Here is a 21,656-nt window from a genome sequence, read left to right on the forward strand (position 1 = left end):
CCCAGAACGACCTTTTCGTCGCCTCAGACGACGCGTCACCCCACGGAGAGCAGGTACCCCCATGCCTGAAAGAGAACGTTCCAGAATCGCCGCGCTCGGGACGGCCCTGACCCTGACCCTGGCCACAACCGCGGCCTGCGGCGGAGGCGGCGACGAGACGGCCGGCGGCAAGGTCGCCCTGACGCTCGGCTACTACGCCGAAGTCGGCGGCCCTGCGGACGGCTTGATGCGCAAGCTGGTCGACCAGTTCACCAAGGCCAACCCCGGCATCGAGGTGAAGATCGAGTCCGCCGACTACGACCAGTTCTACAAGCGCCTGCGCACCCAGCTCGCCGGCGGCCAGGCGCCCGACGTATGGCTGTCCGACGGCGTCCTCGTCCAGGAGTTCAGCGGCCGTAACAGCCTGCGCGACCTCACCGCGTACGCCTCCGACATCAACCCCGCCGACTACTACGGCATCGACATCATCAAGAAGGGCGACCCGCGGGGACGCCTGTTCGGCTTCCCGCAGGGCGCCCAGTCCACCGCGCTGTTCTACAACAAGGCGATCTTCGCCAAGGCCGGGGTGGAGCCGCCGACCGCGGACTGGACCTACGACGACCTCCTCGCCGCGGCCAAGAAGCTCACCCGGGACACCAACGGCGACGGCAAGACCGACATCTACGGCTTCCGCGCCTACTCGCCCAGTTTCGTGGAGAGCTGGTGGCCGATGGTCAAGGCCTTCGGCGGTGACGTCCTCGCCGACGACGGGAGGATCGCGATCGACAGCCCGCAGAGCCGCGAGGCCCTCACCTGGATGAACAGGGCGATGCATGAGGAGAAGGTCGCCCCCGACCCGGTGACCACCGAGGCCCTGGGCAAGTCCCAGATCCTGTTCCCGAGCGGCATCGTGGCGATGCAGTTCGGCATCTACGCCCGGATCCAGACCGCGGCCCAGGGCAAGATCGACATGGGGGTCGTACCGCTGCCGAAGGGGCCGAACGGGCAGCGCGGCGACCTCGCCAACATCAACTCCTGGGTGGTCAACCGCGCCTCGTCCGAGCCCAAAGCCGCGGCCGCCTGGAAGTGGATCAAGTTCTTCGCCGGTGAGGGGCCGCAGGCCGCGTGGATGTCCACCGGCGAGGCCATCCCGATCAACAAGAAGGTCGCGCAGACCCCGGCGTTCCTCAACCCCGGCACGCCTCCCACCGACCGCAAGCCCTTCACCGACGCCCTCGCGGACGCCGATGACATCGGCCTGAGCCCGGTGTGGAGCGAGTACACCGCCGCGATCACCAAACAGGTCACCAGCGCGCTGTCGAAGCAGACCGGGATCGAGGACGCGCTGAAGACCGCCCAGACCGACGCCCAGGCCGTCGTCGACCGGTTCAAGCCGGCCGGATGACCCGGCACGTCAAGGAACGGGAAGGGGGGCGAGAGGTGACGATCACGACCGGATCCGGAAAGGTCGCCGAGAGGCTGTGGGCGAGCCTGTTCGCCTCCCCCTACCTGGCCCACCTCGTCCTGCTCACGGCCTGGCCCGTCCTGGCCCTGAGCTATCTCAGCTTCACCGACTACGACACCGTCTCCTCGCCGAACTGGATCGGCCTGGACAACTACGCCAGGCTGCTGAAGGACGAGCACTTCTGGAACAGCCTGCTCAACACGGGCCTGTTCGCCCTCCTGTACGTGCCGGCGCAGACGGTCCTGGCACTGGTTCTGGCCGTCGGCCTCAACCAGCGGTTGACGTTCATGCCGTTGCTGCGCGGCGCCTATTTCGTCCCGGTCGTCTCGTCCTGGGTGGTCATCGCCTACGTCGCCGACGCGGTGTTCAACCCGCGCACCGGTTCGGCCAACACCGTCCTCGGCTGGTTCGGCGTCGACCCGCAGAACTGGCTCGACAGCCCCGCGCTGGTCATCCCGACCCTCGCCCTGGTGGCGGTCTGGAAGGGCGTCGGCTACATGATGGTGCTCTTCCTGGCCGGGTTGCAGTCCATTCCGAAGTCGCTGTACGAGGCCGCCGAGATGGACGGTGCCGGGCCCGTCCGCCGCTTCCGGCACATCACCGTGCCGGCCGTGTCCGGGACGACGTTCCTGGTCCTGGTGCTGTCGACGATCTCGGTCCTTCAGGCCTTCGAACAGGTCTACGTCATGACGGGCGGCGGGCCGGGCGATGCCAGCGAGGTGACCGTCCTGTACATGTACCGGCAGGGCTTCGAGTACTTCCAGATGGGCTATGCGGCCGCCGTCGCCTGGGTGCTGTTCGGCATCACTCTCGTCCTCACTCTCGTCCAGCTCTGGCTGCAGCGGAAGTGGGTGCATTATGCCTAGCCGCGCTCTCGCGCGCCGGGTGCGGCCCGGCCGCCTGCCGGCCTACGTGTTCGTCGTCTCCGGCGCCGTGATCATGCTGCTGCCGTTCGTGACGTCCCTGTTCAACTCGCTCAAGTCCTACGCCGACTTCATCGCCATCCCGCCGGCGCTGCTGCCCGACCCGCCGGTCTGGTCGAACTACACCGACGTGTGGGCCCGGGCCCCGTTCGCGTCGTACGCGATCAACAGCTTCGTCATCGCGGGACTGGCGACGGCCGGGGCCGTGATCAGCAGTGCGATGGTCGGGCACGCGATGGCCCGCATGCGCCTGCCGCTGCGCGACGCCCTGCTGACCGCCGCGCTCGCCACGCTCATGCTGCCGACGGTGGTGACGATCATCCCGACGTTCATCATGTTCCGCGAATTCGGCTGGCTGGACACCTTCCTGCCGCTGATCGTCCCGTTCTGGCTCGCCACCCCCTTCGGGATCTTCCTGATGCGTCAGGCGTTCCTGGCCATCCCCACCGACTTCATGGAGGCCGCCGCCCTCGACGGCGCCGGCCTCTGGAAGATCTTCACCCGGATCCACCTGCCGCTGGTCAAGCCGTCCCTGGCGACGCTCGCCGTCTTCACCTTCATGACGTCCTGGGGTGCGGTCCTCGAACCGACGGTCTACCTGATCTCCCCGGAGAAGCTGACCCTCCCCATCGGGGTGATGGGCCTGCGCGGTCAGTTCGTCGGCAACGACCAGCTGGTGACCGCCGGAGCCCTGATGTCGCTCGTCCCGATCCTCGTGGTCTTCATCGTCGCGCAGCGCTACTTCGTGCGCGGCGCGGCGGCCTCCGGCCTCAAAGGCTGACCTCTCCCAAGCCAAGGAGTTGTTTGTGCTTACCAACGAGCCCTCGTTCCGGCTCGGCCTCATCGGCACCGGCATCGTCGGCGACCTGCACCTGCGGGCCGCGCGGAACCTGCCCCAGGTCACGGTCGGCGCGGTCTGCGACATCCGCGCAGACGCCGCGCGGCGCGCGGCCGAGGAGGCGGGCGCCACCGCCTACACCTCGCACCGGGAGATGCTCGCCCGCGAGCGGCTGGACGGCGTGATCATCACCTCGCCGCACAACCTGCACGCCGAGATGACCGTGGACGCGGCCGGCGCGGGGGTGCACGTCCTGGTGGAGAAGCCGATGGCCACCACGGTCGCCGACTGCACCGCGATGATCGAAGCCTGCGAGGCCGCGGGGGTGACGCTCGCCGTCGGGCACGTGCTGCGCTTCAGCGCCCACGCCCGTCAGGCCGCGGCGCTCCTGGCCTCCGGTGAGCTCGGCCCGGTCCACGCGATCAGCCACCGCAGAACGGCCCATTACGAGCGCGGCTCGCGTCCCGACTGGTTCTTCGACCCGGTCGCGGCCGGCGGCGGCATCGTGATGAACGTCGGCACCCATGGTCTCGACCGCATCCAGTGGCTCGGCGCCGGCGAGATCGAGTCGGTCCACGCCCACCTGTGGAGGCGGCGCGGCCTGGACATCGAGACCGACGCGGTCGGCGTCATCGGCCTGTCGAGCGGCGTCAAGGCGAGCTTCCTGTTCACCAGCGCCGGCCTGCCCTACACCGACGAGACGCTCGTGATCTGCGAACGGGGCTCGCTGCGCTGGTCGGCCACCGAGGGCACCTTCGTCAGCGACGGCGGTGCCGAACGGCAGATCACGCCGGGCGGGGACCACCCGGAGGCGGCCTTCACCGAGCAGCTCGCCGACTTCGCCGACGCCTGCACGAGGGGCCGCCCGCCGCTGGTCGGGGGTGACTACGGCCGGTCCGTCGTGGCCGCGGTCCTGACGATCTACGAGTCGGCCGTCCGCGGCCGCCCGGAAACGGTCGGCTCCGCCTTGCTGAGGAACCCGGCATGAGCGGCCGCCTGGCCTTCAGCACCCTCGGCTGCCCCGGCGCGCCGGTCGAGCAGGTGATCGAGCTGGCACGCGAGCACGGCTGCGAAGGCATCGAGCTCCGGTGCGCCACCGGCGAGATCCTGCCGCCCACAGCCGCCGACGCCGAGGCCCGGACGGTCGGGGCCCGGTTCGCGGAAGCGGGCATCGAGATCATCTGCCTCGCCTCCTACGTGCGGGTCGGGATGCCGGGCGAGGGGGCCGCACTGGCCCGGCATCTGGAGCTCGCGCGGCTGGCCGGCGCGTCGTTCGTACGGGTCTTCGGAGGAGACCCGGACGACCCCGGGGTGGCGGGCCGCGCCGTCACGACCCTGCGGGCCGAGGCCGGGAGCGCCGCACGGTCCGGGGTGCGGATCCTGCTCGAAACCCATGACGCCTTCCTCACCGGACGCGCCGTCGCCGACGTGCTCTCCCAGGTCGGCTCTCCGCATGTCGGAGCCCTCTGGGACGTCGTCAACCCGTGGCGTGCGGGTGAGCCCCCGGCCGTCACCGCCGAGGCGCTGCGCCCCTGGCTGGCCCACGTACAGGTGAAGGACGTCACCTCCACCACCGACCTCGCGCCCGTGCCGCCGGGCACCGGAGCCGTGCCCCTCGACGCGTTCGCCAGGGAACTGGCCCGTCTCGGCTACGGCGGCTGGACCTGCCTGGAGTGGGAGGCCGCCTGGTACCCGCAGGCCGCGCCCCTGCGTGAGGCCCTGTCCGCCTTCCGCTCGCTGATGTCGGAGGACATCCGATGATCGAGAACCTGAACGATCCGCTCGAAGCGCTCTCCACACCGTCCGAGGCCGTGGCCGACGGCCTCGCCCGCACCGCGGGCGACCTGATGCTGCTGGGCGCCGGAGGCAAGATCGGCCCCGGCCTCGCGGTGATGGCCCGCCGGGCCCTCGACGCCCGCCGTTCCACCCGAACTGGTGGACGACGAGTTCGTCGCCCGGCACCGCGACGCGTGGCTGGAAGCGGCGTGAAGAAGATCACCGCCTTGCTGGCGGCGCTGATCGTGGCCTCGGTCCCACTTCAGGCGGTGCCCGCCGCCGCCGACGGGCCCAACCTGGTGCCGAACCCCGGGTTCGAGACGACCACGCCCTCCACCGAAGCCTGCCCGGCACCCGCCTGGTGCACGCCGTGGCAGAGCTCCACCTACGCGATCGACACCTCGGTGGCCGCGGAGGGCGGCCGGTCGATGCGGATCGACGGCTCGCCGACCAAGAAGATCGGCGGGTACGTCACCGTCCCGCTCAACCAGACGACCACCCCCATCGTGCACATCTCCGCCAAGGTGAAGCTCGACGCGATCACCCTGGCCGACTACACCGACTTCCCCGGCGCGGCCCGCGTCTCGCTCAACTTCAGCTACGTCGACGGCGCGGGGACCACCGTCTACACCGGCTCCGGCCTGCTCGGCGGCATCCTCACCGGCACCAGGGACTGGAGCACGGTGGAGGGCACCTTCAAGGTGCCGCCGCTGACCACGCGGGTCCAGATCATCAACACCGTGCAGACCTCCACGGGCACCATGTGGGTGGACGACGTGCGGGTGACGCCGGGATCGGCCTGGCTCTATCCCGAACGCGCCACCAAGAAGGCCGCGCCGGGCAGCGACGCCACGTTCCTGGTCACGGTCACCAACCGGCGCGCCGTGGCCGACACCCTGCGGCTCGCGGTGGACCGCGGCACGGTGAGCCCGGCGGTGACCGCGCCACTGAAGCCGGGGGAGTCCACCCTGGTCACGGTGACCGTTCCGGGCTCGGCCGTACTGACCGCCACGCCCAGCGGTGACGCGGCATCGGCACAGCGGGCCACGCTCACGGTGGAGGAGGCCACCGCCAAGGGCGGCGAGCCCCGGGTCTACGCGACGCCCGCGGAGCTGGACGCCCTGCGCAAGCGCATCTCGGGGCGGCCGTGGGCGGCCAAGGCCTTCGACACCACCGTCAAGGCGGAGGCCGACGCCTGGCTGGGCAGGCCGCTGGACAAGACGGTCTTCCACGGCGGCTGGAGCGGCAACTTCAAATGCCCCGGCACCAACACCATGCTGACCTTCGACTACGACAGCCCCACGAGCCATAAGTGCCCGCTCGACGGCAAGACCTACGGCGGCGAGCCGTACGACAGCGCATGGGTGGAGATCTGGCACAACAACGCCGCGCAGGGCGCTTCCGACCTGGCGCTCGCCTACCGGGTGACCGGCGGTGAGCGGTACGCGGCCAAAGCGCGTGACATCCTGCTCTACTACGCCGACCGGTTCCTGGCGGTGCCGCTCAACCCGCTCTACGGGCGCATCCACTACCAGTCGCTGGACGAGGCGGTCGCGGCCATCGGGCTGATCGACGCCTACGACCTGATCCGCGACACGCTCACCGAGGCCGAGCGGGTGAACATCGAGGGCAATCTGCTGCGCCCGCTGGCCGAGCTGCTGATCTCCAGCCCGATGGCGACCTCCAACTTCCAGGCCTGGACGGCCGCGGCGGTGCACGGGGTCGGCGCGGCGATCGACGACGCCGGACTGCGCGATGCCGCGCTGAAGGACACCGAGTTCCTGCTGGACAAGGCGATCGTGAGCGACGGCTGGTGGTGGGAGGGCTCGGCCAGCTACCACCTGTACGCGCTCCAGGCGCTCACCCAGGTCGCCATCTCGGCGCGGGAGAAGGACTACCCGCACGATCCGCGCTTCAAGTCGATGTACACCACGCTCCTGCCGTACCTGTATCCGGACCTGACCGTCCCCGCGGCCGGTGACGGCGGCACCTGGGGACGGAGGTTCGGCCCGAACTTCACGATGTTCGCCGAATGGGCCTATGCCACCTACGACGACCCCGACTTCGCCGCCGGGCTCGGGCTGGCCTACCACAATCTCGGCCAGCCGCGAGGCGACCGGTGGGCGCTGCGGTACGGCGCCGACGAGATCCCCAAGAGCCCGGGTGTACGGCAGCGCAGCACCACCTTCCGCGGCCTGGGCGAGACCGTGCTGCGCGGTGGCGAGCCGGCCAACCTCGTCCCCAACGGGGACTTCACGGAGGCGGCACTGGAGGACGCGGGCAGGCCGGCCTTCTGGGCGCTGACCGGGACCTGGAAGAAGGGCGCCGTGACGGGCCAGGCGACCCAGACCTTCCCGGTGGACGGCACCCGCCTGTCACACCTGCGGCTGTCGGCCCTGGGCCGCGGATCGGTCAAGCTGACCTTCCTCGACAGCAAGGGCAGGAAGATCAGCGCGACCGAAGGAGAGAAGGAGCTCCAGGTGCCGGTCAAGGCGCGTGCCGTACGGCTGGCGATCGACGGCGGCTTCGAGCGGCTGGACCTGTGGCCGGCCGACCTGGCCCGGGACGGCGGCTTCGAGGACGGCGGCACGTCCTGGGCCCGCGAGGGCCGTACGGCGATCTCGCCGCTCGCCTATCGCGGCGGCTCGGCGGCGACGGCCACGCAAGGGCGCTGGAGCAGCGACATCCCGGTCAGCGGCGGCCTCGTCGGCACCGTCGAGCTGAGGGCACGGGTCCAGGGGATCGGCCGGATCGAGCTGTCGTTCGTGAAGAAGGACGGGACGACCACCGAGCCCGTCTCCACGGCCTTCGCGGGCACCTGGAAGGCCGCCGGAGTGCACGGCGCGGTTCCGCGTGAGGCGGTCGCGGCGCGGGTGTCGCTCGTCTCGGACCGGGCCGCAGGCTTCTTCGACGACGTCGCCCTGCTCTACGGCTCGGCGGTGGACCCCTTCCAGGCCGACGCGATCCGGATGGACCACGGCATCCCGGGCGGCAGCCACGGCCACGCCGACAAGCTGCACGTCGACGTGACCGGCGGCGGGCTGCAGTCGACCGACCTCGGCATGGTCTACGGCTCCGACAACGCCGACCTGACCAACAACTGGTACCGCGAGAGCGTCTCGCACAACACGGTCGTCGTGGACGGCCGAAGCCAGGACCGCACCATGCGCGGCTCGCTGAGCTTCTTCGGCACCACCCCCGGGCTGCGGGTGGCCGATGCCGGAGCCAAGGACGGGGACGTGGCCATCCGCCGTGCGGACCTGATGACCGACCGCTACACACTCGACGTGTTCGACGCCTCGGGGAGCACCGCGCACCGCTACGACCAGTCGTGGCACGGGCAGGGGACGCTGGAGGTGAGCGGGCCCGCCATGACGCCGCCGCCGTGCGGCGACTGCGTGCTCGACCCGGCCGACACCGACTTCGGCTACCACCGGCTCAAGCGGGTCGCCGAGGGCACGGCGGCGGACGGGCGGTGGCAGGCGCGGTGGACCTCCGACACGGCGGTGCTCTCGCTGCGGTCGCTGGAGCCGATCTCGACCGGGATCCTGCACACCAGCGGGCCGGGCGAGGCCACCACCGGCAAGCCCATCCCGTTCCTGCTGGCCAGACGGGAAGGGACCGCGCGGACGCGGTTCACCACGCTGATCGAGACCCGCTCACTGGCGGACCGGCCGGCCGTGAACGACGCCCGGCGAATCGCCGACGGGCACGTGCGGGTCGACCTGACCGCCGGCCTCCGCGACGACGTGCTCTTCGACTCCGGCTACGCGCTGCTCAGACGGGCCGCGAACGGCTCACCGGTCAGCGTGGACCTGATGCGCCGCGCCGCGGTCTCCGTGGACGGCGTCGACTGGGTCAAGGTCTCGCAGCCGATCGAGCGGGCGTCGGTGGCCTACGCCGGGTCCGAGCTGCGGCTGACCGTGCCGCGCGGAGCGACCGGGCGGTATGAGATCTCGGTCCACGCGCCAGGTATACGAAATGTCACCTTGAACGGACAATCCGTGAGATACGTCCGATCGGGCGACAGGGTGACCGTCGCCGTCACGGTCTCCTAGGAGCTCGCGATGGCGGCGCTCCTGCGGCCCTACCATCCCGCCGACCTGGCCGGAATCTACCGGGTGTGCCTGCTCGTCGACGGGCAGGGCCGGGCGCAGGCGCCCCGCTTCCACGCCCCCGACCTGCCCGGTCACCTCTATGCGGGGCCGTACGCGGTCGCCGATCCCGGCCTGGCCTTCGTCGTCGCCGACGAGCAGGGGATCGGCGGCTACGTGGTCGCCACCGGGTGCACGGAAAAGTTCCTCGGGTGGGCCCGCGAGCACTGGTGGCCGGTGCTGCGCGAGCAGTACTCGCGCCGTCCCGATCCCGGCGACGGCACCCTCGACCACCGCTACGTCGATGTGATCCACGACTACCCGGACGCGCCTCGGCCCTGGTTCACCAGCCACCCGGCCCAGGCGCACATCAAGCTCACCGCGCGACTGCGGGGCAGGGGCTGGGGCCACCGCCTCATGTCCGCCCTGATCGCGTCGTTGCGGGAACGGCAGGTGCCCGGCCTGCACCTCGGCGTCGCCGAGACCAACGTCCGGGCCCTGGCCTTCTATGCCGCGCTCGGCTTCACCGAAGCCGAGCGTCACCCCTGGGGACGCACGCTCGTCCTCGATCTCTGAACAGGAGCCAGCCATGAGAGGAAAGGTCCTCACCGCACTCGTCTCCCTCTTAGCCCTCATCCCCGGCACCGCCCTGGCCGCGCCCCGCGTCAACACCTTCGAACGGCCCGAACGGGGCACCGCCTACACCCTGAGCCAGTGGGCGGCCGACGGCTGGAGCGCGCCCTGGCAGGAGGGCATGGACACCCGTACCTGGATCGACGGCTACAACTTCAACCACTCGGGCGGCAAGTCGCTGCGCGTCTTCTACCCCAAGGGCAAGATCGGACCGGCCGACTCCGGCGCCCAGGCGCCGCTCGCGCTGACCCCGGCCCGTGAGTACTACCTGTCCTACTGGGCGCGCTACAGCAGTGACTTCAGCTGGGGCACCACGGAGTTCGCCGGGAAGCTGGGACTCGGTCTGGCGGGCGGCGCCGCGTGCTCGGGAGGCCAGGTCTGCGACGGCTACAACGGCTTCAGCTCGCGCATGATCTGGCGGCGTGACAACGGCCAAGCGGCGATCTACTACTACCACATGGGTCACGCCGGGCAGTACGGCGACTACGCCGTGCTCAAGCGCAACGGCGCCGACATCCTCTATCCGCGGGGGGAGTGGTTCAACGTCGTCCAGAGGCTCAAGGTCAACACCGTCACCAACGGCAACGCCAACCCCGACGGCGAAATCGAGATCTTCTACAACGGCGTCTCGGCCGCCACCGTCACCGGGCTGCGCTTCGTGCGCAACGGCGACCTGATCGACAGGGCCTACTTCTCCTCCTTCTTCGGCGGGGCGACCACCGACTTCGCGCCCGCCAACGACTCCTGGATCTGGTACGACGACCTCAAGGTGTCGACCAACCGGGCCGACATCTGCGAGCTGGCGCCCGGTGGCTGCCACACCCGCACCTTCGAGGCCGAGAACTACAGCGCGATGAAGGGCGTCGTCACCGAGCCCACGCCCGACACGGGCGGCGGGCAGCACGTCGGCTCCTTCGACAGCACCGACTGGATCGCCTTCGGCGGGGTCACCGTCCCGTCGGCCGGGCGTTACCTGGTGGAGTACCGCGTCGCGTCGCCGAACAACGGCGGGGTGATCTCGCTGGACGTCAACGAGGGCGCCACCCCGCTCGGAAACGTCGACGTGCCGAACACCGGGAGCTGGTCGAGCTACCGGACGATCTCCCGTGAAGTCGACCTGCCCGCCGGGACACACCAGTTCGGCGTCTACGCGGTGACGGGCGGCTTCAACCTCAACAGGTGGAAGATCACCCGGCTCTACTGAACCGCTACGAGGTGGCACCCGGACAGGCCGTGATGGTGCGCGGCCTGTCCGGGCCGCAACCCGTCCACGCCATACGACCGTCGACGTCGTCCGCGCGCCGCCGTCAAGCCCTTCCGCGACCTGTGAGGAAAGCCGCATGAGCCTCGTCCCCTTGCCCGCCGCCGTGGTCCCGGCCCGCGGCGCCTTCGCCCTCACCATGGAAACCGGCCTGACGGCGCCGGACGCCCTGCACGGAGTCCTGGCGTGGTTGCAGGGCGCCCTGCGCATGGGGACCGGGCTGCCCCTGCGCGAGTCGGCGTCCGGATCGATCCGGCTGGAACTCGAGCCCGATCTCGCCCCCGAGTCCTACCGGCTGCGGGTCACCCCCGACCACGTGCGCATCGAGGGCGGCGACCCCGCCGGGGTGTTCTACGGCTGCCAGACGCTGCTGCAACTGCTGCCGCCCGCCGTACACCGCCGCTCACCCATCGCCCCCGGCACGGACTGGGTCATCGGCGCGACCACCGTCACCGACGCGCCGCGGTTTCCGTGGCGCGGCGTCCTGCTCGACGTCGCACGCCACTTCATGCCGGTGCGCGGCGTGCTCAGGTTCATCGACCAGATGGCGGCGCACCGGCTCAACCGGCTCCACCTGCACCTCACCGACGACCAGGGCTGGCGCCTGGAGATCGGCCGCCACCCCCGTCTGACCTCGGTGGGAGGGTGGCGTACGGAGACGCAGCTAGGTTCCGGGCCGGCCGCGGGCACCGACGGCCGGCCGCACGGCGGCTATTACACCCACGACGACATCCGCGAGATCGTCGCCTACGCCGCCGGACGTTTCGTCACCGTCGTGCCGGAGATCGAGATGCCCGGCCATGTCCGCGCCGCCCTGGCCGCCTACCCCGAACTGGGCGCCGGGGCGGAGCGACTGCCGGTGTGGACCCGCTGGGGCATCGACGATCATGTGCTCAACGCCGAGGAGCACACCGTCAGGTTCTTCTGCGACGTGCTGGACGAGGTGATCGAGCTGTTCCCGTCGCCGTACGTCTGCGTGGGCGGCGACGAGGCCCCGAAGACCCGCCTGCGCGACGATCCGGCCTCGCGGGCCAGAGCCGCCGAACTCGGGCTCGACAGCGTGGACCGGTTGCCGGGATGGTTCCTGGGCCGCATCGGCCGTCACCTGGCCGGGCACGGCCGCCGCATGCTCGGCTGGGACGACCTGCTCGAAGGCGACCTGCCGGCCGGGACGACGCTCCTTTCCTGGCGCGGCATGTCCGGCGCCGTCGTCGCGGCCCGCCGGGGACACGATGTGATCAGCTGCCCCGACAACCACGCCTATCTCGACTACCGGCAATCCGACCTGGACACCGAGCCGATACCGCAGTCCGTCGTCCTGGACCTCGACCGCGTCTACGCCTTCGAGCCCGTGCCCGCGGAGCTTTCTCCCGAGGAGGCCGGCCATGTGATCGGGGGCCAGGCCAACATCTGGACGGAGTACATGGACTCCGGACGTGTGGTCGACTATTTCGCCTTCCCCCGCCTGGCGGCGATCGCGGAGGTCCTGTGGACTCCGGCCCGCCTGCGTGACCTGCCCGGTTTCCGCGAGCGCATGGAAACCCACGTGCTGCGCCTGGAAGCCATGGGGATCGAGTTCCGCCGGCCGCAGGGTCCGGAACCCTGGCAACAACGGCCCGGGATCGCCGGACGCCCCAGGACCGAGGAGGAACGCGACGCCCACATCGCCCGCATCACCGGCCGGTCGTGCCCCCCAGTGAACGCGTTGACGGGACACACCCCGTAGGGCCGCGGCGGAGGTCAGGCGGACTGGCGGACGACGAGAGCCGGATCGAAGATCACCGAGGTCGGCGGAAGGCCCGGCTCCTCGATGCGGGCCAGGAGCAGGCGGGCCATCTCGGCGGCCATGTCCTCCACCGGGTGGCGGACCGTGGTGAGCGGCGGACGGCAGGCGGTGGCCACGCTGCTGTCGTCGAAGCCCACGACCGCGACGTCCTCGGGAACCCGGCGGCCGTGCTGCCGCAGCGCGGGAAGGGCCCCCTGGGCCATGAGGTCGTTGCCCACGAACAGGCCGTCGAGGTCGGGATGTTCGGCCAGGAGCCGTTCCATGGCGGCCTCCCCGCTGCCGTAGGTGAACCCGCCCTCGGCGCAGGGGATGTAGGAGTGGCCGTGCACCGCCATGGCGTCGCGGAAGCCGGCCAGCCGCTCCTGGCTCGCGGGCACGTCGAGCGGGCCGGAGATCGTGGCGATCCGCCGCCGTCCCAGTGCCCACAGATGGTCGGCGGCGAGCTTCGCCCCGGCCCGGTGGTCGACGTCGACGTAGCTGATGGGGATGGGCCGGGCCGGTTTGGCGAACAGCACCGTCGGCACCCGCGCCTCGACGAGGAGCGCGGGAAGGGGGTCCTCGGCGTGGGTGGACACCAGCGCGGCCCCGTCGGCGTTGCCCTGCCGAAGGTAGGTGACGATCTGCTCGCGACTCCGGTCGGTCTCGGCGAACATCAGGGTGGGATGCACGCCGCGCGTGCTCAGGAAGCTCACGACGCCGGCTACCACGCGTCCGAAGAACGGGTCGGTGAAGACGGTGAAGCGCTGATCGTCGTCGCCGTCCCCGGCACCGGAGACGACCAGCCCGATCGCGCCGGTCCTCCTCGTCACCAGAGACCGCGCCGCCGAGTTGGGCACGTATCCGATCGTGCTGATGGCGTGGCGCACCTTCTCCTGGATCGCGGGGTCGACGTTGCGGATGCCGTTGATCACCCTGGAGACGGTGGCGCGCGAGACCCCCGCCACGCGCGCCACGTCTTCCAGGGTGGGCAGGGATGGCGATGCCGGGAGACGAGGGGTCATGTGGGTTTTATAGCAGAGGCGAGGGAGAGCGCTCTCCAAGGCGAGCACTCGAAGTGGCGCCCGCCGACCAGGCGCTCGTCCCAGGTGGCGGCCGGCGCGGTCGGGCAGGGCAGGGTCAGGGAGGTGTCCCGCTCGTCCCAGCCCTCCCCGCGGACGCCGGCCGGGCCGTCGGAGAACACCATGGCCCGCAGCCCGATGTCCGGCTCGGCGCCGGTGCGCCACACGCTCGCACCGGTGACCAGCCGCGCCTTCTGTTCCAGGTCGAGCTTGCTCACGAGGCGATCGATGTCGTCGTCGGTCACACACGTTCCCTTCGTATCTCCATCTCGTTCAGCAGGCCGCGCTCGGCCGTCCGGCTTCGCACGATCGCGGCGGCGAGGTCCCTGGTGGCGCGGTCCGCCCCGGAGACCTGCTCCGATCGGGACACCAGGGCCGTCTGCTCGACGTGCTCGCTCAGCCGGGTCAGGAAGAGCCGGTCGAAGGCGCCGCCCGTGGCGGCCCCGAGCGCCGCCAGCTCGTCCGGGGTGGCCATGCCCGGCATGTCGTGCCCTTCGTGCGGGTTCCGCGTAGGCAGTCCGGTACGGCCGAGTCCGGCCCGCAGGCGTCGCAACTCCCCTGCGTGGGCCTGCCGGAGACGGCCCGCCAGCCCTCGCACGGCGGGCGAACCCCCGCGTTGCGCACCGAGGTCGAGCAGGAGCAGCGCCCGCTCCTCCATCGCGATCATCAGTTGCAGCCAGGCGGTGTCGGTGGCGTTGAACCCGGCGGCCGTGGCGGGCAGGACGGCGCCGGCAGCGGGCGGACGCGAGGCATGCCGGTCGTGTGATCCAGGTCCGGCGGAACGGGCGAGGCAGCCTCCCACCAGGGCGACCGCCGCCCCGAGCACCAGGAGCAGGACCGCGGGGCCGTGTCTCATGCGAAGTCCCTCGATCGGGTCGGGCCGTGCCGGGCACCGGGTCACGGCACCCGGCACGGTGATCATGTCCCCGGGCGAGCCGGGCAGGGGTCAGGGCAGCTCGAAGTTCTCGGTGAGGGCGGCGCCGCGGTGCGGCTTGTACTGGTCGTATCCCCGCGGGTCGCACTGCAGGCCGCCGTTGATGCAGTGCGTCACCAGCGCGTCCAGGATGGCGGGGTTGTCCCAGGCGTTGAAGAAGTCGTAGTGCCAGGTGTAACCGCGCCCGCTGGCCAGCCGCGCCTGCGACAGGTCGCCACTGGCGGGGAAGGCGATCTTGAACTCCAGCATCGGCACCGCGACCGGGTGGCTGGCCGGGCAGTAGCCGCCGGCCGGGTAGGCCATGTGGCTCTTGTGGTCGGCGCTGTCGAGGTGGACGCCGTCCCAGCAACTCGGCGCCTGGTACCGGACGTTCACCTGGGTACCCGCCGCGCACGACTGCGGGATGTCCCAGCTGCGTGAGATGTCCCCGCACTCGAAGCCCTCGACCGCGCCCGGGGAGTCACGGAACTGCTCCAGCGTCGCCGTCGGGCTGCCCACGACGAAGCGCAGCCCCTGCGGGAACGGCTGGACCCGCCAGTACTCCAGGATCCCGGACTTGTAGTAGACGACCTGGTTCCCGGTCGGCTGGATCAGCTGGTCGCCCTTGTAGAAGCTGGGGAACCAGTACGCGGACCGGTCGTGCGGGTTGGTGCAGGACGTGCCGCCGGCGAGCAGCGAGGTCGCCGTGCTGGCGGCGTTCGTCGTCCTGTTCCCGACGAAGGTGTGCATGTGGGACGCGCCGGGAAGGCCGGGGTAGACGATGGGGTCGTCGGGACGGTTGGCCGTCCATGAGCAGTTGGCCTGGAATTCGTGGTGCGTCACCTCGTCGGTGAAGGTCGGCCTCGGCCTGGGTGCGGTCCCGTCGCCTCCGGCGCCGTACACCTTGAACTCCCACAGGGAGTAGCCGTAGCCGGTGCCGCGCGCCGTGCCGTACATCCGCACGTACCGGCCGGTGCCGGACACCTGGAGGCTCTGGCTGCCTCCGGTGCCGGACGTGGTGGAGTAGACATCGCTCCAGCTCTGCCCGTCGGGCGAGGTCTGGATCTTGAACGCCTTGCCGTAGGCGCCCTCCCAGACCAGCAGGACCTGGGAGATGGTCGCCGGACCGCCGAGGTCGACCTGCAGCCACTGCGGGTCGGCCGCGAGGCTGGACCAGCGGGTCCCGGTGTCGCCGTCGACGGCGGCTCCGGGGCCGTATCCCGCTCCCTCCACCGAGGAGGCGGTGACGACGCGGCCTTGCGAGAGCAGGGCGTCCGCCGCGCGGGCCGGCGCGATCATGACCAGCGCGGCGGCGACGACCGTGGCCAGCGCGCCGGCGAACAGGGCCAGGTTGAGCCTGGCGGGTCTTCGGGAGGATTTCATGATCTCTCCTTGGGGGGAACCGTCGGACCGGCAAGGAGAGCGCTCTCCAACGAGAGTCGTACGCCGGGCCACGCTTGTCAAGGCGCGATGACTCCGACCGGAAAGAGACGTTCACCCCGCCGACACGCGGGCACCCGCTCAAGGCCATGGCCTGCGTAGATTCGAGTTGGATGTTTCGTGCGGGTGAGCGGCGGATTTCCAGATCGCGGGAAATGGGCCTTGACTGGGTTCGATTTGCCGGGCACTCTCGCCGGTACGGAGAGCGCTCTCCCTCTGTCGCCGGTGCGGCGACCACCCCCCATGTTCGGAGGAGAGACAGTGCGTCCAGCTCGAAGTCCCGGCTTGTCGCGACCGGCCCTGGTCGTCGTCACCCTGGTGGGGCTGCTCCTATCCGGCCTGGCCTGGCCCGGCCCCGTCTCCGCGGCCGACACCCTGCTGTCGCAGGGGAAGCCGGCGACGGCGTCCTCGTCGGAGGGGGCCGCCTACGCCGCCGCGGCCGCCGTCGACGGCGACACCGCCAGCCGGTGGTCGAGCTCGTTCAGCGATCCCCAATGGCTGCAGGTCGACCTCGGCGCCCCGGCGACGATCAGCAAGGTCGTCCTGATCTGGGAGACCGCGTACGGCAAGGCGTTCACCATCCAGACCTCGCCCGACGGCACGAACTGGACCGACGTCTACCAGACCGCCGCCGGCACCGGCGGCACGCAGACCCTCGCGGTCACCGGCGGCGGCCGGTACGTGCGCGTCCACGGCACGGCGCGCGGCACCGGCTACGGCTACTCCCTGTGGGAGTTCCAGGTCTACGGCCAGACCGGCGGACCTCCGGGAGACGACTGGACGGAGGTGTGGAAGGACGACTTCACCGGCCCGGCCGGCACCTCCCCGGCGGCCGGCGACTGGATCCTGCGCACCGGGACCCAGTATCCGGGCGGCCCGGCGAAGTGGGGTACCGGAGAGGTCGAGACGATGAGCGCCTCAACGGCGAACGTGTCCCTCGACGGTCTGGGCCATCTGAACATCAAGGCGATCAGGGACGCCTCCGGCGCCTGGACCTCGGGCCGGGTCGAGACGCAGCGCACCGACTTCGAGCCGAAGCCGGGCGAGATGCTGAGGTTCAGCGCCCGCGTCAAGCAGCCCGACGTCCCCGGCGCGCTCGGCTACTGGCCGGGCTTCCGCGCGACCGGCGCCGCCTTCCGCGGCAACCACACCAACTGGCCGTCGATCGGCGAGACCGACATCATGACCGACGTCAACGGCCGCGACCAGCTCGCCAACACCCTGCACTGCGGCACCGCCCCCGGCGGAGCCTGCAACGAGTACGACGGCCGCACCAGCGGCTTCGCCACCTGCGGCGGCTGCCAGAGCGACTACCACGACTACGCGCAGGTCATCGACCGCACCACGACGGACGAGGAGATCCGCTTCTACCTCGACGGCAGGCAGACCTGGGTGGTGCGCGAGAGCCAGGTCGGCGTGGCCGCGTGGAACGCCGCCGTCCACCACGGCTTCTACCTGCGCCTGGATCTGGCGATCGGCGGCTCCCTGCCCGACGCGATCGCGGGCCGCACCACGCCGGTCGCCGCCACCACCTCCGGCGGCGTGCTGAGCGTGGACCGCGTCGTGGTCGAACGGCGGTCCGGCACGACGCCCACCGCCATGACCGACCCGCCCGTCCCCGCCGGGCCGAGCACGGTGAAGGTCACCGGCTCGCAGGGCAACTGGCAGCTGCAGGTGAACGGGTCGCCCTACCTGGTCAAGGGTGTGACCTACGGTCCGCCGCAGGGCGCGGCCGACGCGTACATGCGGGACCTGGCCGCCATGGGCGTCAACACGATCCGGATCTGGGGCGTCGACGACACCGCCACCCCCGCCCTGCTCGACACCGCCGCCCGGCACGGCATCAGGGTCATCGTCGGTCACTGGCTCAACCAGGGAGCCGACTACGTGAACGACACCGCCTACAGGACCAGCGTGAAGAACGAGATCGTCGCCCGGGTCAACGCGCTGAAGAACCGCCAGGGCGTGCTGATGTGGGACGTCGGCAACGAGGTCATCCTCACCATGCAGGACCACGGGCTGCCCGCGGACGTCGTCGAGCAGCGGCGGGTGGCCTACGCCAGGTTCGTCAACGAGGTCGCCGAGGCGGTCCACGCCGCCGACCCGAACCACCCGGTGACCTCCACCGACGCCTGGACCGGGGCCTGGCCGTACTACAAGGCGTACTCTCCGGCGCTCGACCTGCTCGCCGTCAACGCCTACGGCGCACTCAAGAGCGTCAAGGACGACTGGTCCAGGGGCGGCCACACCAAGCCGTACATCGTCACCGAGGCCGGCCCGGACGGCGAGTGGGAGGTCGCGAACGACGTCAACGGGCAACCCACCGAGCCGACTGACCTGCAGAAACGCGACATGTACAGCGCGAGCTGGAACGCGATCCGCGGCCATCCCGGGGTGGCGCTCGGCATGACGGCCTTCAACTACGGGCTGGAGAACGACTTCGGCGGGGTCTGGCTGAACGTCCTCACCGGAGGGTGGCGGCGGCTGGGGTACCACGCGCTGAAGCAGGCCTACACCGGGCAGTCCTCCGCGAACACCTCGCCACAGATCACCTCGATGACCGTCGGCTCGCAGACCCAGGTGCCCGCCGGGCGCACCTTCACGGTGGACGCCCCGGCCACCGACCCCGACGGCGACCCGATCCGCTACAACCTGATGTTCAGCGACAAGCACGTCACCGGGAACCGGGGACTGCGGCACGTCTCCTTCACCCAGACCGGCCCGGGACGGTTCTCGGTGACCGCCCCCGAGCAGCTGGGCGTGTGGAAGGTGTACGTCTACGCCTATGACGGCCAGGGCGGCGTCGGCATCGAGCAACGCTCGTTCCGCGTGGTCCCGCCGGTCGTGGACGGGACGAACGTGGCACGCGGGAAGCCCACCACCGCCTCCAGCTTCCAGCCGACCGGCGACGGCGGGCCGTTCACCCCTGATCGCGCCACCGACGGCAGCTTCACCACCAGGTGGGCCAGCGAGTGGGCCGATCCCCAGTGGATCACTGTCGACCTCGGCCAGGTCACCGCGCTCAAGCAGGTCCAGCTCGGCTGGGAGGCCGCCTACGGCAAGGCCTACCAGATCCAGACCTCGGCCAACGGCGCCGACTGGGCCACCGCCTACGGCACCACCACCGGCGACGGCGGTTTCGACCAGATCCCCCTGAACGCCTCCGCCCGGTACGTCCGGCTGAACCTCACCCAGCGAGGCACCGCGTACGGCTACTCGCTGTGGGAGTTCGGCGTCTACAGCTGACGCGCCCGGTGACCCGCTCCACCACCCCCGATGAAAGCGAAGGACATGAGACACAGGTCAAACCCGGCCGGGCTCGCGATCCTGGCCGCCCTGCTGGTCACGCCCGCGGTGGTCACGCCCGCGTCCGCCTCCTCGATCTCCCAGGGCGGCGCGACCGCCCTCGCCGACTGCCAGTCCGCCAACGCCGCGCTGAACAGGCCGGCCTCCGCCTCGTCGATCGAGGGCGCCGGCACCCCCGCCTCGGCGGCCTTCGACGGCGCCCCCGGAACCCGCTGGTCGAGCGCGTTCAGCGACCCGCAGTGGATCCAGGTCGATCTGGGCGCGGTGCGCGACATCTGCAAGGTCGATCTGTCGTGGGAGGCCGCCTACGGCAAGGACTTCACCATCCAGGCGTCCGCCGACGGCACCACCTGGAGCGTGCTGAGGACGGTGACCGGCGGCACCGGCGGCACCGCCTCCTACGACGTCACCGGCTCGGGCCGCTACCTGCGGATCAACGGCACCGCCCGCGGCACCGGCTACGGCTACTCGCTGTGGGAGGTGGCCGTGCACGTGACCGGCGGCGGCACGCAACTGCCCGGCGGCGGCGACCTCGGCCCGAACGTCAAGATCTTCGACCCGTCCATGTCGTCGGCGACCATCCAGGGACAGATCGATCAGATCTTCAAGCAGCAGGAGGCCGCCCAGTTCGGCACCGGCCGGTACGCCTTGCTGTTCAAGCCCGGGAGCTACGACGTCAACGTCAACACCGGCTTCTACACCTCCGTGCACGGCCTCGGGCGCAACCCCGACGACGTCACCGTCAAGGGCGTGAGCGTGGACGCGGGCTGGTTCAACGGCAACGCCACCCAGAACTTCTGGCGCTCCACCGAGAACCTCGCGGTCACGCCGTACGACGGCACCAACCGGTGGGCGGTCGCGCAGGCCGCGCCGTTCCGCCGCATGCACATCCGCGGCGGGCTCAACCTCGCGCCGTCCGGCTACGGCTGGGCGTCCGGCGGTTACATCGCCGACAGCAAGATCGACGGCACCGTCGGGTCGTACTCCCAGCAGCAGTGGTACACCCGGGACAGTTCGATCGGCGGCTGGTCCAACAGCGTGTGGAACATGGTGTTCTCCGGAGTGCAGGGCGCGCCCGCCACCAGCTTCCCCGAGCCGCGCTACACCACGCTCGACACCACCCCGGTGAGCCGCGAGAAGCCGTACCTCTACCTGAACGGGAACGACCCCGCCGTGTTCGTCCCCGGCAAGCGCACGAACGCCCGCGGCACGACCTGGGCGAACGGCCCGACCCCCGGCGCCTCTGTCCCGCTCACGCAGTTCTACGTGGCCAAACCCGGCGTCAGCGCCGCCACGCTCAACCAGGCGGTCGCGCAGGGGCTGCACCTGCTGTTCACGCCAGGCATCTACCACCTCGACCAGACCGTCGAGGTGACCAGGCCGGACACCATCGTCATGGGCCTCGGCCTGGCGACGCTGGTGCCGGACAACGGTGTCACCGCCATGCGGGTGGCGGACGTGGACGGGGTGAAGCTGTCCGGCTTCCTGATCGACGCCGGCACGGTCAACTCGCCGACGCTCCTGGAGATCGGCCGCCAGGGCGTCCACACCGACCACTCGGCGAATCCGATCACCGTGCAGGACGTGTTCGCCCGGATCGGCGGGCAGTTCGCCGGGAAGGCGACGACCAGCGTGGTGGTGTACGCCGATGACACGGTCATCGACCACACCTGGATCTGGCGGGCCGACCACGGCGACGGCGTCGGCTGGGACGTCAACGCCGCCGACTACGGCCTTCGCGTGTACGGCGACGACGTGCTGGCCACCGGGCTGTTCGTGGAGCACTTCAAGAAGTACAACGTGGAGTGGTCCGGCGAGCGCGGCCGGACGATCTTCTTCCAGAACGAGCTTCCGTACGACCCGCCGAACCAGGCGGCGTACATGAACGGGAGCGTCAAGGGCTGGGCCGCCTACAAGGTCGCCCCCTCGGTGAACACCCACGAGGGCTGGGGCATGGGCAGCTACTGCGTGTTCACCAGCGACCCCACCATCCAGGTGGACCACGGCTTCGAGGTCCCGGTGAAGGCGGGCGTGAAGTTCCACAGCCTCCTGGTCGTCTCCCTCGGCGGCAAGGGGCGGTACAACCACGTCATCAACGACACCGGCGCCCCGGCCTACGGACCCGACACCATCCCCTCGACGGTCACCACCTATCCGTGACCCGCGCGACGTGCCGGGCGGGGT

Annotated in this window: 15 protein-coding genes; 11 read left to right on the top strand and 4 right to left on the bottom strand. The window is 70.7% G+C overall.

Going from position 1 to position 21,656, the window contains the following annotated elements:
• Nucleotides 1-61: 61 nt before the first annotated feature.
• The 9 genes from ACWDX9_RS24415 to ACWDX9_RS24455 all read left to right on the top strand — a co-directional run bounded on the left by ACWDX9_RS24415 (nucleotide 62) and on the right by ACWDX9_RS24455 (nucleotide 12,695).
• A complete protein-coding gene (locus tag ACWDX9_RS24415; RefSeq protein WP_449957610.1) occupies nucleotides 62-1,384 on the top strand; it encodes an ABC transporter substrate-binding protein in 1,323 nt (440 codons plus the stop codon).
• Nucleotides 1,385-1,419: 35 nt separating this feature from the next.
• Nucleotides 1,420-2,310 (top strand): carbohydrate ABC transporter permease, encoded by an 891-nt coding sequence (locus tag ACWDX9_RS24420; RefSeq protein WP_397370475.1) that lies wholly within the window; start codon nucleotides 1,420-1,422, stop codon nucleotides 2,308-2,310.
• Nucleotides 2,303-3,148 carry a carbohydrate ABC transporter permease gene (locus tag ACWDX9_RS24425; RefSeq protein WP_449957612.1) on the top strand — a complete coding sequence of 282 codons (846 nt, stop codon included), beginning with the start codon at nucleotides 2,303-2,305 and terminating at the stop codon, nucleotides 3,146-3,148. The genes ACWDX9_RS24420 and ACWDX9_RS24425 overlap by 8 nt, the downstream gene beginning before the upstream one ends.
• Before the next feature lie 25 nt (nucleotides 3,149-3,173).
• Nucleotides 3,174-4,193: a Gfo/Idh/MocA family protein gene (locus ACWDX9_RS24430; RefSeq protein ID WP_449957614.1), complete on the top strand. Its 1,020-nt coding sequence runs from the start codon at nucleotides 3,174-3,176 to the stop codon at nucleotides 4,191-4,193.
• Entirely contained in the window at nucleotides 4,190-4,966 is a 777-nt protein-coding gene (locus ACWDX9_RS24435; protein ID WP_449957616.1) for a sugar phosphate isomerase/epimerase family protein, read from the top strand. Before ACWDX9_RS24430 ends, ACWDX9_RS24435 begins: the two co-directional genes overlap by 4 nt.
• Nucleotides 4,963-9,039, top strand: a complete 4,077-nt coding sequence (locus ACWDX9_RS24440) for an alginate lyase family protein (RefSeq protein ID WP_449957618.1) — start codon at nucleotides 4,963-4,965, stop codon at nucleotides 9,037-9,039. The genes ACWDX9_RS24435 and ACWDX9_RS24440 overlap by 4 nt, the downstream gene beginning before the upstream one ends.
• Nucleotides 9,040-9,048: 9 nt before the next feature.
• Nucleotides 9,049-9,651 carry a GNAT family N-acetyltransferase gene (locus ACWDX9_RS24445; RefSeq protein ID WP_449957620.1) on the top strand — a complete coding sequence of 201 codons (603 nt, stop codon included), beginning with the start codon at nucleotides 9,049-9,051 and terminating at the stop codon, nucleotides 9,649-9,651.
• Nucleotides 9,652-9,664: 13 nt separating this feature from the next.
• Nucleotides 9,665-10,912 (top strand): carbohydrate-binding protein, encoded by a 1,248-nt coding sequence (locus ACWDX9_RS24450; protein ID WP_449957622.1) that lies wholly within the window; start codon nucleotides 9,665-9,667, stop codon nucleotides 10,910-10,912.
• A gap of 136 nt (nucleotides 10,913-11,048) precedes the next feature.
• Nucleotides 11,049-12,695 (top strand): beta-N-acetylhexosaminidase, encoded by a 1,647-nt coding sequence (locus ACWDX9_RS24455; protein WP_449957624.1) that lies wholly within the window; start codon nucleotides 11,049-11,051, stop codon nucleotides 12,693-12,695.
• A 14-nt stretch (nucleotides 12,696-12,709) separates the two neighbouring features.
• On the opposite strand, the gene ACWDX9_RS24460 is transcribed toward ACWDX9_RS24455, so the two are convergent.
• From ACWDX9_RS24460 to ACWDX9_RS24475, 4 genes are all read right to left on the bottom strand, one after another.
• Nucleotides 12,710-13,756: a LacI family DNA-binding transcriptional regulator gene (locus ACWDX9_RS24460; protein ID WP_449957626.1), complete on the bottom strand. Its 1,047-nt coding sequence runs from the start codon at nucleotides 13,754-13,756 to the stop codon at nucleotides 12,710-12,712.
• Nucleotides 13,753-14,058, bottom strand: coding sequence for a hypothetical protein (locus ACWDX9_RS24465; RefSeq protein ID WP_449957627.1), 306 nt, complete (start codon nucleotides 14,056-14,058; stop codon nucleotides 13,753-13,755). The genes ACWDX9_RS24460 and ACWDX9_RS24465 overlap by 4 nt, the downstream gene beginning before the upstream one ends.
• Nucleotides 14,055-14,669, bottom strand: coding sequence for a DUF305 domain-containing protein (locus ACWDX9_RS24470; RefSeq protein ID WP_449957629.1), 615 nt, complete (start codon nucleotides 14,667-14,669; stop codon nucleotides 14,055-14,057). The genes ACWDX9_RS24465 and ACWDX9_RS24470 overlap by 4 nt, the downstream gene beginning before the upstream one ends.
• 90 nt (nucleotides 14,670-14,759) lie before the next feature.
• Entirely contained in the window at nucleotides 14,760-16,109 is a 1,350-nt protein-coding gene (locus ACWDX9_RS24475) for a DUF1996 domain-containing protein (RefSeq protein ID WP_449957630.1), read from the bottom strand.
• Nucleotides 16,110-16,451: 342 nt separating this feature from the next.
• On the opposite strand from ACWDX9_RS24475, the gene ACWDX9_RS24480 reads away from it, so the two are divergent.
• Both ACWDX9_RS24480 and ACWDX9_RS24485 read left to right on the top strand, forming a co-directional pair.
• A complete protein-coding gene (locus ACWDX9_RS24480) occupies nucleotides 16,452-19,412 on the top strand; it encodes a discoidin domain-containing protein (protein ID WP_449957632.1) in 2,961 nt (986 codons plus the stop codon).
• Nucleotides 19,413-19,457: 45 nt separating this feature from the next.
• Complete coding sequence (locus ACWDX9_RS24485) at nucleotides 19,458-21,632, top strand: discoidin domain-containing protein (protein ID WP_449957633.1); 2,175 nt, start codon at nucleotides 19,458-19,460, stop codon at nucleotides 21,630-21,632.
• The last annotated feature ends 24 nt before the right edge of the window (nucleotides 21,633-21,656 follow it).

Source organism: Nonomuraea sp. NPDC003201 (genome assembly GCF_053590415.1).